The 12,173-nt window shown below is 37.0% G+C and carries 14 protein-coding genes; 4 read left to right on the top strand and 10 right to left on the bottom strand.

The window, feature by feature from the left end; all coding sequences use genetic code 11:
• Nucleotides 1–17: 17 nt before the first annotated feature.
• From IPJ63_03640 to IPJ63_03630, 3 genes are all read right to left on the bottom strand, one after another.
• Nucleotides 18–902: a D-alanyl-D-alanine carboxypeptidase gene (locus IPJ63_03640; protein QQR76561.1), complete on the bottom strand. Its 885-nt coding sequence runs from the start codon at nt 900–902 to the stop codon at nt 18–20.
• 61 nt (nt 903–963) lie between these two features.
• Nucleotides 964–1,518, bottom strand: a complete 555-nt coding sequence (locus tag IPJ63_03635) for an SMC-Scp complex subunit ScpB (GenBank protein ID QQR76560.1) — start codon at nt 1,516–1,518, stop codon at nt 964–966.
• The gene (locus IPJ63_03630; GenBank protein QQR76559.1) at nt 1,515–2,258 is read right to left on the bottom strand and encodes a segregation/condensation protein A; all 744 of its coding nucleotides are present in this window, start codon (nt 2,256–2,258) and stop codon (nt 1,515–1,517) included. Before IPJ63_03630 ends, IPJ63_03635 begins: the two co-directional genes overlap by 4 nt.
• Before the next feature lie 91 nt (nt 2,259–2,349).
• Between IPJ63_03630 and IPJ63_03625 the strand changes: the two genes are divergently transcribed.
• Entirely contained in the window at nt 2,350–3,000 is a 651-nt protein-coding gene (locus tag IPJ63_03625; GenBank protein QQR76558.1) for a hypothetical protein, read from the top strand.
• Nucleotides 3,001–3,034: 34 nt separating this feature from the next.
• On the opposite strand, the gene aspS is transcribed toward IPJ63_03625, so the two are convergent.
• The 6 genes from aspS to trpS form a co-directional block, all read right to left on the bottom strand.
• Entirely contained in the window at nt 3,035–3,958 is a 924-nt protein-coding gene (aspS, locus tag IPJ63_03620) for an aspartate--tRNA(Asn) ligase (GenBank protein ID QQR77025.1), read from the bottom strand.
• Nucleotides 3,955–4,329, bottom strand: coding sequence for a hypothetical protein (locus tag IPJ63_03615; protein ID QQR76557.1), 375 nt, complete (start codon nt 4,327–4,329; stop codon nt 3,955–3,957). Before IPJ63_03615 ends, aspS begins: the two co-directional genes overlap by 4 nt.
• Nucleotides 4,330–4,567: 238 nt before the next feature.
• Entirely contained in the window at nt 4,568–5,065 is a 498-nt protein-coding gene (locus IPJ63_03610) for a hypothetical protein (GenBank protein QQR76556.1), read from the bottom strand.
• Nucleotides 5,066–5,215: 150 nt separating this feature from the next.
• Nucleotides 5,216–6,505, bottom strand: a complete 1,290-nt coding sequence (locus IPJ63_03605; GenBank protein QQR76555.1) for an ABC transporter ATP-binding protein — start codon at nt 6,503–6,505, stop codon at nt 5,216–5,218.
• 8 nt (nt 6,506–6,513) lie between these two features.
• Nucleotides 6,514–7,029 carry an ABC transporter ATP-binding protein gene (locus tag IPJ63_03600; protein ID QQR76554.1) on the bottom strand — a complete coding sequence of 172 codons (516 nt, stop codon included), beginning with the start codon at nt 7,027–7,029 and terminating at the stop codon, nt 6,514–6,516.
• A gap of 58 nt (nt 7,030–7,087) precedes the next feature.
• Complete coding sequence (trpS, locus tag IPJ63_03595; protein ID QQR76553.1) at nt 7,088–8,095, bottom strand: tryptophan--tRNA ligase; 1,008 nt, start codon at nt 8,093–8,095, stop codon at nt 7,088–7,090.
• A gap of 127 nt (nt 8,096–8,222) precedes the next feature.
• On the opposite strand from trpS, the gene dnaB reads away from it, so the two are divergent.
• Both dnaB and recR read left to right on the top strand, forming a co-directional pair.
• Entirely contained in the window at nt 8,223–9,614 is a 1,392-nt protein-coding gene (gene dnaB / locus IPJ63_03590) for a replicative DNA helicase (GenBank protein ID QQR77024.1), read from the top strand.
• Nucleotides 9,615–9,630: 16 nt separating this feature from the next.
• Nucleotides 9,631–10,242: a recombination protein RecR gene (gene recR, locus IPJ63_03585; GenBank protein QQR76552.1), complete on the top strand. Its 612-nt coding sequence runs from the start codon at nt 9,631–9,633 to the stop codon at nt 10,240–10,242.
• Nucleotides 10,243–10,285: 43 nt separating this feature from the next.
• Here recR and rplU read toward each other — a convergent pair whose 3' ends face one another.
• Nucleotides 10,286–10,645 carry a 50S ribosomal protein L21 gene (gene rplU / locus IPJ63_03580; GenBank protein QQR76551.1) on the bottom strand — a complete coding sequence of 120 codons (360 nt, stop codon included), beginning with the start codon at nt 10,643–10,645 and terminating at the stop codon, nt 10,286–10,288.
• 82 nt (nt 10,646–10,727) lie between these two features.
• On the opposite strand from rplU, the gene IPJ63_03575 reads away from it, so the two are divergent.
• Nucleotides 10,728–12,134, top strand: a complete 1,407-nt coding sequence (locus IPJ63_03575; protein QQR76550.1) for a cysteine--tRNA ligase — start codon at nt 10,728–10,730, stop codon at nt 12,132–12,134.
• The last annotated feature ends 39 nt before the right edge of the window (nt 12,135–12,173 follow it).

The raw sequence follows: 12,173 nt of genomic DNA, 5'->3' as shown, positions 1-12,173 counted from the left end.
ATTGTATAAGTTATTTGCTAAATTTTAAAATCGTAGGCTGTTTTTATGGGTAGGTATTCTTCTACAGCTCTAGCTAAGATAGACATATCTATAAACCTGCCCTCATAAGTTGAACCCATTACAACAAATACAAATTTTTTGCCCTGTATTTCTTTTATAATGACAAGATTGCCCCCAGTTATGTTCGTATAGCCTGTTTTTGATGCGATTATTGGCGATAATGAATCTATATAAGTATTTGTATTTATAGATTCATACTCTTTGTTTGAAAGAGATATAAATTTTGCTCTAGAGGAAATAGTATCTTTCAAGACATGCGGGTATTCATTGAAAACATGCATCGTTAGACTAGCTACATCATTTACAGAACCATATCCCCCATTTGTATTTTGGTTTACATCGAGGCCTGTAGCATTAAAAAATTCCATACTATACAAACCTAAAAGCAGAGCTTCTTCGTTCATCTTTTCTACAAATTTATTATTTCCACCAAAATATGCTGACAGATTTCTGTCTATTGATTCTATTGCGTCGTTTGATGAATTTACCATAGCAAAAGATACAATATCATTTAAGTTCCATGTATCTCCAGGATACAGCTTCGCATCTCCAACTGCTTTTAGATCTTGTTCATTTATTTCTACTTTGAAACTACTAGGAGCATATTTTTGTGATACATATGCGGTCATAAGTTTTGTTAGAGAAGCGAGTGGCATTTTTCTGTACATCCCATATTCGTAGATTATTTCACCTGAATCAATATCTTTTATAACAAATGCCTGCGCCTGCAGCTCTAGATTTTCGAAAATTTCTTTTTTAGAATTTTCCAATTGAGATTCTAAAATTTGTCTTTCAGTTTCTCGAGCTTCATTTATTTTTGTTTGATATATAAAAACTACCAAAAGGCAGAATGTTAAAAACAGTGTAGAAAAAATTGTTGGCCGACTCGGATACATTGTTAGTCTATTCTTTGGTGTTTTCTTCGGGCTTTGCAGACCTAAATGCATTTAATTTTTCTTTTGTCTCTGAAAAATTTTCTAGATCTGATACGTTGGTTATTCCCAAGAATCTTAATAGGTCTAGAGTCGGTTTATATATGAATTTGCGACTATCTTCAGGATGAATATCTTTTTCTATTATTCCGCGAACGAGTAAGTTTCTTAATATAAAACTGGAGTTCACTCCTCTTATGTAATCTATATCTCCGCGCGTTGGTTTGTCTGTATAGAGGATTATAGATAGTGTTTCTAAGCTTGCCTTGGAAAGTTCTCTTGATAATTCTTCTCTCCTAATTTCATCTAAGAATACAGCGCATTCTGGAGCAGTAGATAGTGTTACTAAGTTCTCGTGCGAAATTAATCTAACTCCTCTGTCAGAAAGTTTTTGTTTTAATTTTTCCAATGCTTCACCGATACTAACTTCACTTTCGTTGAAAGTACGAGCAAGCTCTTTTATGCTTACTGGTTCTGCTTTTGAGAAAAGCAGGGCTTCAATTTTTGCATCAAGTTCTATGTTCATATATTTTCTATTCGTTTACTAATTGTCATATCATCATACGCGTTTGTTTGCATAACATCAATAATCCCTGTTCGCACAAGTTCGAGCAGTGCCAAGAATGATACTATTGTATGAATTTTAACTTCCTTTACCTCGGAACTGTCTGAACGACTAAACTCCTTAAAAGAGAGTGTCATAGTGCTAGTTATGCGCTCTTCAAGTGAAGATATCATCTCTTCGATACTTACTATTGTTTTTACTGTTACCTCAGGTAGATCGACTTTTACCGGTAGAGATCCTAGAACATTTAATATTGCAGATTCTATACTTTCTTTTTTTAGATTTTTATCTGGGCTAAAAAGTGCTGTTCCGATAGGTCTGTCTGGTAGTGGCAGTAGGACAACTTTTCCATATTTTTCTTTTATATACGGAGCAATATCTTTTATAGCTTGGTAAAGTTTAAGTCGAAGTTCCAGGTCATCGATTGAAGTTTCTTCTTCTTTTGTGAGTGGTAGATTTGGTAATAGAGATTTTGATTTTATTAGGATAAGGGTCGCTGCAACCACAGCAAAATGCGTAGCCTGACCTAGATCTAAAGACTCCATTTTGCGCACATGCTCAATATAATCAGCTGTTATTTCAGCAAGCGAGATTTCATTTACAAAGAGTTTTTTGTTCTCTATTAGTTCTAGAAGTAGATCAAATGGACCTGAAAAAGCTTCGGTTTTTATAGTGTATCCAGCTTTAGTAATTTCTTCCATAAAAACTATTGTAAGCTAAAAAAATGGATATTAAAAGCTTTTTATATTTGACATTAGTAAGATTGTTTGTTATTGTTTTAAAAAATATTCTATGAAAGTGTCAGCAAATACAAGTACGAACTTCAAAATAATTCGTTTAAGTTCTTCTTTGAAATTAAGTGAAGATGATATATACATGCGAAAATTCTTTCTTCTTGATGAGGGTAATTTGATTGCAAAATCGATTGAAGAATTTGAAAAAATGGTGGGCGCAAATCTAAATCATCTTTCATTTCGCAATAGACTAATTCCTGAAGAAAAAATAGTAAAAAGACTTGAAATAAATGAATTGTATACTCAAGATGAAAGCTCAAGCGCACTTGCGATAAAAACCAAGCTCGTGGATTCTGTAGTAGAAGAGCCTGAAACAAAACCACTTGAGGATATTGATGGAATTATTACAGATCTATATGTACGACGATACGATTATTTTGATCCTAGATATCCAGATAATTTCCCGCAAGGATTAGGGATAGTTGCATGGGCAATCATGCATTCTATACCTGTAGGACTTATTGCAGACAATCACCAGTTTGGAGATGATCGAATGAAGAATTTCTGGTACGAATCAGTTTTAGATACCTTGGAAATGCATCCTTGTTGTATACTTGGAAAAATCCCAAGTGGAAGTATTAATCGTGTCTGTCATGATATGCGCGAACTAATACTAAATCAGTATGATTTATCAATAAATGGTAATTAAATAAAAAAGCACCCGCAATGGGTGCTTTTATCTTTTACGGATTAAGTCTCTTCACGTCTCTCGGTAGATATGTCGCCTCACGGACGTTTGGAAGGTCTAAGATCTTCATTATAAGACGTCCTGGGCCAATTCCAGCACCTCCATGTGGAGGACAGCCGTAGCGGAAGAAATTTAGATAGTCAGACAGTGCTTCAAGTGACATTCCCTTCTCCTTTGCCTGAGCTTCAAGTATGTCTATACGATGCTCACGTTGTGCAAGTGTCGTTATTTCGATACCTCGGAAAAGTAAGTCTGCGCGACGAGATCTGTCAGATCCCTCTTCCAATCTCATGTGGTAGAAAGCAGATTTTGATTTGTGGTAATCAGTTATGAAAACGAATTCGTGATTGTGTTCTTTTTTTACATATTCACATATTGCGCGTTCTTCTTCTGGTGATAGGTCATGGTCTTCAGAACTTGCAATTCCTTCTTTGGAAAGGATTTCTTTTGCTTCAGTCATTTTTATTCTTGGAAAAGGTATACTCGGAACAGTAATATCAAGCTCTGGGAATTTAGCTTTTAGATTTTCAAATCCAGAAACAATCATTCCTTCTTCTTGGTCCATAACATCATGGTGTGAATCTATAAAACCAATCTCGAAGTCCCAGCCAGTGAACTCTGTCATATGACGAGTTGTGAAAGATTCTTCTGCTCTAAATACTGGACCTGCGATAAATACGCGCTCAAAACCAGATGCAATTCCCATTTGTTTGTAGAATTGTGGAGATTGTGCGAGGTATGCCTTGCGGTCAAAATAATTTACCTCGAAAACTTCTGCTCCAGTTTCAGACGGTGTAGACATAAAAGATGGTGAGTAGAGCTGGGTATACCCATTTTCATCCCAATATTTTCTGAAACCTTTTTCGAGCTCAGTCCAAACTTTAAATATTTTTGTTTTTTCTGGCTTACGTAGGTCTATCCATCGATAGTCAAAACGTGTTGGAGCTTCTGTTTCCTCATTTCCCTTTCAATAATTGGAATCGGTAGTTCAGGGTTTGCAACTGAGAGTACTTCGATAGATGAGACTCCAATTTCAAATCCACCTGGAGCCTGAGGTACGTCTTTTACTAAGCCGGATATTCTAACAACAGATTCATGAGAGAGATTTTTTGCAATTTCAAATACTTCAGGATCTTTGATCTCTACAACTGTTTGTGCGATTCCAGTTACATCACGAAGTATCAAGAAAATAATCTTACTTTGCACGCGAAGTGTATGAACGAAACCTTGTACGGTTGCGTCTTCACCACTATGATTTTTCAATTCAGAAACATGTATAGCTTTTACCATATGTTTTTGAGCTCTAGAGGAAACAAAAATCGCCTCTTCGAACTTACATTAGTTTGTAAATTCGCAGGGGCGATTCATGTTTGAAACGCGGTGCCACCCTACTTCGTCAGTCTCGTTTCGAGCGAGATGACCTTGTAATCTTGGTTTTCCTCCCCGTTGTCAGCGGATCAGTGGATATCTTTATACTACTACCAAAAATAAATACCCGCAAGCGGGTATTTTAAAAAATATAATTCATTTATCGTGTGCATGAGCCGGCACATGTACTAACGCAATTTCTACAACTATTCGCGTTAGTAACCTTCTTGTGAGTATAGATGCTTACTTTAATGAATGGATTGTCCACTTCATATCCAAACTCGCTAACCCACAGTTTTTTGGTTGCTGTAAACGAATCCTCAAGATCCTTTTTGTCACTCTCACCTCTTAGTCCAAAGTACGGAAAATGATGCAGATATTCTCCATAAATCAATTTACAGTCCTCATGGTACTTTCTGGTATCAAGGATGTGCGCATGCCAGAATTCATCTATCATCGTAGTGGGCACAATAGATTTTTCTGGATACTTCAGCATGAGGACGAGAAAATCTTTATAGAGCAATTCTAGGTCATTACACTCGTCTTTGGACCAGCCTTTGCCTTCATTGGGGTCCATAAGTTTTTCTTTTAATTGAGTGAAATCGATTGATTTAATTAGTTCAACTTTTTTAGCGATTTCAGTTTTTGACTTATTCATACGTTACAATATTTGAAATATTTATAACATCAAATATAAAAAACCGCAAGATTAGATCTTACGGTTTCACTAAGCTATAACGGGCATACCCGTGCCGTACTTACGAATTCGAGTTCTGGCCATCCTTTTCGAAACGAAATCTAAAGGACTTTAATCTTCAAGCTCATGCTCAGCAATGAGGATTTCCTCTTCCTTGAACTGCAGGTCATAGAGCTTTTTGTAACGTCCATTTGCAATCTGTATCAGTTCGTCGTGAGTTCCCTCTTCGACAATTTTACCTTTGTGCAATACACAGATTTTATCTGCATTGCGCACAGCACTAAGTCTATGAGCAACTATGAAGGTAGTTTTACCTTTCATTAGTTCTTTGAGGGAATTTTCAATTGTTCTCTGAGTCTCTGCATCGAGCGCTGAAGTTGATTCATCCAAGATTAGAATTTTTGGATTGGCCACAAGTGCTCGTGCAATCGCGATTCTCTGTTTCTGTCCGCCAGAAAGCTTTACCCCTCTGTCTCCAACGATTGTCTCCCATCCATCAGGTTGGTCTTTTATAAACTCAAGCAGGTCAGCTTTTTTCGCTGCGTCGTTCAATACTTTTTGATTTACATCTTTGCGAGGATACATTATGTTCTCGCGGATTGTAGTGTCAAAAAGTACTGGTTCCTGTGGGACAATTCCAATCTGTGACCGCAAGCTTGTGAGATCATATTTGTCTATTGGAATTCCATCCACGAGTATCTCGCCAGTCTTTGGGTCATGGAATCGATATATCAATTCTGTAAGCGATGTCTTACCAGAGCCAGTTTTACCTACGAACGCAATTACAGATCCCGATGGTGCAGAGAACGATAGGTCATCGAGCACAAGCTTGCGCTCATCATGAAAGAATGCAACGCTCTTGAATTCTACATCTCCGTTAATCTGCTTTTTTACTGCACCGGGTTCGTTATAATTTTCTGGTTCAATAGAAAGTATTTCATGAGCATCAGAAACATTTATAATTGAATTCTGAATAGTGCGCCACATATTTCCAAGTCGCAAGAATGGATTAAATACCATGCCTACGTATGCATTGAATGCAATAACCTGACCTGGTGTTAGTGAGTTCACTTGAAGCATTTTTATAGACAAGATTAATATAACTGCTTGAGTTGCTAAGACTATTATTTTTTGAGATATATTAATTTTACTCCACAACTCCCAAAGTCTTCTTTGGGCACCTAGTACTTTAACTGTGTAGTTTTGTCGATTCTTTTCAGTTTCGTACTCTTCTGCGGCAAATTGTTTTACTGTCGCAATATTGTTCAACCCATCGGACCTTGCCCTCCATGCATGCACCCATTGCTTTTGATTTTCTCTTTGGAATTTTGCACCGTCTCCAACTGTTCTTAGAACAATCAGCACATATGTTAAAACTCCAGCCAAAAGCACTAGAGACATATTTGTGTTTATCGTAAAACTGTAACAAACGCAACGATGATCCCCAAGAATGCTGGTAAAAGTTCCATAATCACATCACTAAACATTGACTGCAGGTTATTACCCGCTGTCATGGTCTTTTGAACCATTTCAGACATTGGGTGATTCTTTAGGTATGACACAGGAAGTTTTACAAACTTTGCGGCAACATCAGAATGATAAGTCGTGATTATTTTATAATTCACCCAATCACTCTTTGTTACTTTAATTTTTTGACCTATAGCTGAGAATGCAGTTACGACTAATAGTAGAATTAGCGCAAACCAGACACTCCCAATATCAGTAGATATATTTGTTATCGCATCAAAAAAATGTCCTGAGATAAGTGGAACAATACCGTCTAGTATGGCAATAAAAAAAGACAGAATTACCAATGTACGCACTTCCCTTTTGTGGTTCACAGTAATTTGCTGCCAGATGAGTTTGATTCCGTGTGCATAATCTTTCAATGCCAACTTTTTTTCTTTATTTTCTTTTATATTCATATTGTAAAATATCTTTTATTTGTCTATATTATATCAGGTTTTTTATGTAAAGTCAACCTTAGAAATAATCAATTTTAAGCGCACTTCGTACTTCGCGCATAGTTTCAGCTGCGACCTTGCGAGCTTCTTTAGTTCCCTCTTCGAGTAAATCCATAATCATCTTTGGATTCTTTGCAAGCTGTTCACGTCTTTCGCGAATTGGAGAAATTATTTCTTTCAATACTTCTGCAAGTCTTTTTTTAAGTACTACGTCTCCAAGTCCTCCCTTTTCATATTGTTTCTTTAGTTCAGCTACCTCGTCTTTGTTTGGATCAAAAATATCTAGATATGTGAAAACAACATTGCCTTCTACTTTTCCTGGATCTTCCACGCGAATATGACTCGGGTCTGTGTACATACTCATAACCTTTTCTTCTATAGCTTCATCACTATCTGCTAAGAAAATACAATTACCAAGAGATTTAGACATCTTTGCGTTTCCATCTGTGCCGACTAGTCGCGCAGTGCCTCCACTAACATGTTCTATCCGGTCAAAAACTTTTCCATACAATCGATTGAATGTATCGACTATTTCGTTTGCTTGTTCGATAACCGGATATTGGTCTTCTCCAACTGGGATTAAGTTTGACTTCATGACTAAAATATCTGCAGCCTGGGATATCGGATAAGCCAAGAAACCAGCGGGTACATCTTCACCATAACCTTTTTGCTGCATCTCTGCTTTTACTGTAGGATTTCGCTTTAGTCTTGCTACTGTAACTAGGTTCATAAACAAAACTGTTAACTCAGCAATCTCAGGAATTTCAGATTGAATATACATGATTGTTTTTTCTGGTTTTAGTCCACACGCAAGATTGTCTAGAGCAACTTCGAGTACATTGTTTCGAACTTTATCTGGGTTGTCGGCATTGTCGGTAAGTGCTTGAATATCAGCAATCATGTAAAAAGAATGCTTCGCGTTCTCTGCTAATTCTATTCTTTTTTGTAGTGATCCAACTAGGTGACCCAAGTGAAGTCTGCCTGTTGGTCTATCTCCTGTTAAGACAATTGATTCTGGTTTTTGCATAAGGTAATTCTAGCAAAAATATCATTTTTAATGAAGTATTGCTCAATCCACATGATACCAACCACTTAATGCACTTTTTATATTTTGCAAAAAGATTCATGTGGTACAATCAAGCCCAATGGCAAAGATGCAAGACAACAAAATCCGCGTTCCTCCACAAAGTATGGAGAGTGAAAAGGCTGTTCTAGGGTCTCTTATGGTTAGACCTGGAGCGATTATTGATATTGCCGAGACATTGGCTTCAGATGCCTTTTATAGCACAAGACATAAGCTTATATTTCAAGCTATGCTTGATCTTGCTTCAAAAAACCAACCTATAGACCTTGTCTCAGTAACAAACTTACTATCTGAGAGAAAAGAGTTGGACAATATCGGAGGTGCAAGTTACCTGTCTGAGCTGGTGGCTTCTGTTCCTTCTGCTACAAATGCGATGCACTATGCATCTATAGTTTCAAAAAAATATATACTACGTGAATTAATAGATGCAGCTGATTATGTTTCAGATTTAGGTTTTAGTGAATCAGATGACACGATTGAAGATATTATGGACACTGCTGAAAAAAGAATTTTCAGTATTACATCTAGTCCAAAGGGTCAAAAATTTGTAAGTATTAGACAAACGCTCTCTACAGCTTGGGAACGTATTGAAAAATTACACGAAACAAAAGGTGGTCTTCGTGGAGTTCCTACAGGATTTAAAGATCTTGATACTATGCTTTCCGGATTGCAAAATTCTGACTTGATTATCTTGGCGGCTCGACCTTCTATGGGTAAAACTGCGCTTGCGCTTGATATTGCTCGTATGGCTGCAACAAGAGAAAACATACCAGTTGGAATCTTCTCTCTTGAGATGAGTGCTCAACAGTTGGTAGACAGAATGCTCGCTTCTGAATCCAGAGTAGATGCTTGGAATCTTCGAACTGGAAAACTATCTGCGGACTCAGAATTTTCAAACTTGCGAGATGCTCTAGACAAGCTTTCTAAGGCTCCTATATATATCGATGATCAAGCTGGAAACTCAATAATGAGAATGCGTGCTACAGCTAGAAGATTGAAGAGTGAGCATGGTTTAGGTTTGATCATAATCGACTACCTACAGCTTATGACAACTTCAAAAAACTATGATTCTATGGTTAACCAAGTTACCGAAATATCACGATCTCTAAAAGGTTTGGCTCGTGATTTGGATGTGCCAGTACTTGCCCTATCACAGCTTTCTCGTGCGGTTGAGTCTCGTGGAGGCAAGCCTAGACTATCTGACCTTCGTGACTCAGGTTCTATCGAGCAAGATGCTGACGTGGTTATGTTTATTCACCGAGAAGATAAGTACAAAGATCAATCTGAGAGAACAAACTTAGCAGAAATATTGATAGAAAAACACAGAAATGGTCCTACTGGTAAAGTAGATTTGTATTTCGATGATAAGACTGGTTCTTACTTACCGATTGAAAAAGGAGACCTTGGAGGATTCAAGCCACCACAAAAACCAAGACAAGCAGATGATGCTGATATGTTTTAAGATATAATCAACAAACATGGATCCAATAGACAATCTCGCAAATATTTTTAAAAGATTCCCTGGTATTGGTGTTCGCCAAGCAAGGCGTTTCGTGTACTTTCTACTGAATGCTCCAGACGAATACAAAAAAGAACTTATAAAAGAACTTTCAAATCTAAATTCCAATATATCCACCTGTCCATCTTGTTTTATTCATTTCGCTAGAAACGAAGAAGATTTTTGTGATATTTGCAGAAAAAAAACTTTGGATACTACTTCCCTGCTTGTTGTTGAAAAAGATTCTGATTGTGAAAGCTTCAAACGTACACATGCTCATAAAGGTAAATACTTTATTCTGGGTAGTCTTGTTCCACCGGTTGAAAAAAATGTACAAAGTCATATCAGAGAGCGTGAATTGATAAAGATTATAAAGGATAGGACTTCAGAAGGTTTAAAAGAGATTATATTGGCATTTCCGGCTACTCCAGATGGTGAGCATACAGATTCTTATATTCGAAATACTTTAAAAGATCTTACTGATGAAAATAATATTAAAATAACTTCACTTGGTCGTGGACTGTCTACTGGAAGTGAGCCAGAATATGCGGACAGTGAGACTCTGAAGAGTGCTTTGGGTAACAGACATTAGGATTGATTATAAAATAAAAATATCCCGCAATTGCGGGATATTTTTATTTTATAACTGTGATTTTAACTTTTGTGAATTCTTGTCTGTGGCCGTTTGTTTTCTTGTAGCGACTCTTTGGTTTGTATTTCATCACTATGACTTTCTGATGTCGTCCGTTTTCAATAAAACTTGCTGTGACTTTCGCTCCAGATATGTGAGGAGTTCCGATAGTTGTATCTTTACCGTTATCTACAAGTAATACCTTGTCGAATACTATTTCATCCCCTGCACTGTATGTACCAGGTAGTTTTTCGATTACTAGGACATCCCCAGCACTTACTTTGTATTGTTTTCCACCAGTAGAAATAACAGCGAATTCTTCGCTCTTTGACACTGATTTTTTTGTTGCTTTTTTCGTTGCCATATAACAAGACCATATTATGCTAAAGAGCCAAAAAAGTCAATAGTATTTGGTCAGATTACATAATCAGGCTATAATCGACTCAATGAGACTATATAATTCACTTACTAAAGAGATCGATGAATTCAAGCCCGCTAGCCAAATCGTGGGGCTTTATACATGCGGTCCTACAGTATATGACTATGTAACTATAGGTAACTGGAGGACTTATATTTTGGGTGATATTGTCTATCGCGCCCTGAAATACAATGGCTTAGAGGTCAATTACGTTATGAATCTAACAGACGTAGGTCACTTAACTGGAGATAACCTGGGAGACGCGGACACGGGCGAAGACAGAATGGAGAAGGCTAAAAAACGTGAAGGAAAAGGAGCTTTTGAGATAGCTCAATTTTACATAGATGATTTTCTATCTTCTTATAAAGATTTAAATTTACTTCCACCAAATACTTTTGCGCGAGCAACAGAACATATTTCTGAACAAATAGACTTGATAAAAAAATTAGAAGAAAAAGGGCTAACTTACAACATAGACGACGGTGTATATTTTGACACTATCGCTTTTGAAGCCAAGGGTTATAAATATGGAGAGCTTTCAAACTTAGATAAAATTAAAGCGGGTGCTCGCGTGGAATTCAATCAACAGAAAAAGAATCCTCGCGATTTTGCTCTATGGAAATTTAGTCCAAAGGATGAAAAACGTGACATGGAATGGGAGTCTCCTTGGGGTACTGGCTTCCCTGGTTGGCACATAGAGTGCTCTGCTATGAGTATGAAATACCTAGGTGAGCAATTTGATATACACGTAGGAGGAGAAGACCTGAAGAGTACTCATCATCCAAATGAAATAGCTCAATCCGAAGGAGCAACTGACAAATCCCCTTTTGTAAAATGCTGGATGCATGGTGCATTTTTACAAGTTGATGGAGGTAAGATGGGAAAAAGTCTCGGCAATGCGTATTCTCTACATGACATAGTGGAAAAAAGATTCTCACCTATGGCTCTAAGATATTTTTATTTCTCTAGTCACTATCGTTCATCTCTAAATTTTACTTGGGAAGCTCTAGAGGCATCACAAAATGCATACAATAGACTTCTTGTTCACATAGAGAATCTAGGAGAAGAATCTGGGAGTGCTGATTCAAACTATTTAAAATCTTTCAATGACTTCATAGACAACGATCTTGAAGTTTCAAGAGCACTTGCTCTACTTTGGGATTTATTGAAAGATGATTCTATTGAAGACTCTGTAAAGCTGGCTACTGTTGCCGAATTCGACAAAGTGCTTGGCCTTGATCTTATAGAAACATCTCGCAAAAATAAAAATCAACAACTACCAAAAGAAGTTGAAGACCTTGCTTCTAAAAGACATCTTGCTCGTGAGGATAAAGATTGGGTCTTGTCAGATTCTCTGCGTCAGGATATAGAGAAATTGGGTTATGAAGTAAAAGACCTACCCAACGGTGATCAGATGATTCGAAAGAACAATTAAAAAATCCAGAACATATTGAATGTTCTGGATTTTTTAATT

It is taken from the genome of Candidatus Nomurabacteria bacterium (assembly GCA_016699365.1).
Taxonomy (GTDB): Bacteria; Patescibacteriota; Minisyncoccia; order Phycocordibacterales; family UBA9973; genus CAZLWF01.
Note: the sequence above shows the minus strand (reverse complement) of the source record. Positions and strands in the feature narration are given on the sequence as shown.

Excerpts from the sequence above, each read along its gene's own strand:
- IPJ63_03600 (QQR76554.1), bottom strand. The coding sequence starts at position 7,029 with ATGAATATAAAAGAAAATAAAGAAAAAAAGTTGGCATTGAAAGATTAT.
- dnaB (QQR77024.1), top strand. The coding sequence starts at position 8,223 with ATGCAAGACAACAAAATCCGCGTTCCTCCACAAAGTATGGAGAGTGAA.
- IPJ63_03575 (QQR76550.1), top strand. The coding sequence starts at position 10,728 with ATGAGACTATATAATTCACTTACTAAAGAGATCGATGAATTCAAGCCC.
- IPJ63_03630 (QQR76559.1), bottom strand. The coding sequence starts at position 2,258 with ATGGAAGAAATTACTAAAGCTGGATACACTATAAAAACCGAAGCTTTT.
- IPJ63_03635 (QQR76560.1), bottom strand. The coding sequence starts at position 1,518 with ATGAACATAGAACTTGATGCAAAAATTGAAGCCCTGCTTTTCTCAAAA.
- IPJ63_03610 (QQR76556.1), bottom strand. The coding sequence starts at position 5,065 with ATGAATAAGTCAAAAACTGAAATCGCTAAAAAAGTTGAACTAATTAAA.
- trpS (QQR76553.1), bottom strand. The coding sequence starts at position 8,095 with ATGCAAAAACCAGAATCAATTGTCTTAACAGGAGATAGACCAACAGGC.
- rplU (QQR76551.1), bottom strand. The coding sequence starts at position 10,645 with ATGGCAACGAAAAAAGCAACAAAAAAATCAGTGTCAAAGAGCGAAGAA.
- IPJ63_03625 (QQR76558.1), top strand. The coding sequence starts at position 2,350 with ATGAAAGTGTCAGCAAATACAAGTACGAACTTCAAAATAATTCGTTTA.
- IPJ63_03615 (QQR76557.1), bottom strand. The coding sequence starts at position 4,329 with ATGGTAAAAGCTATACATGTTTCTGAATTGAAAAATCATAGTGGTGAA.
- IPJ63_03605 (QQR76555.1), bottom strand. The coding sequence starts at position 6,505 with ATGTCTCTAGTGCTTTTGGCTGGAGTTTTAACATATGTGCTGATTGTT.
- recR (QQR76552.1), top strand. The coding sequence starts at position 9,631 with ATGGATCCAATAGACAATCTCGCAAATATTTTTAAAAGATTCCCTGGT.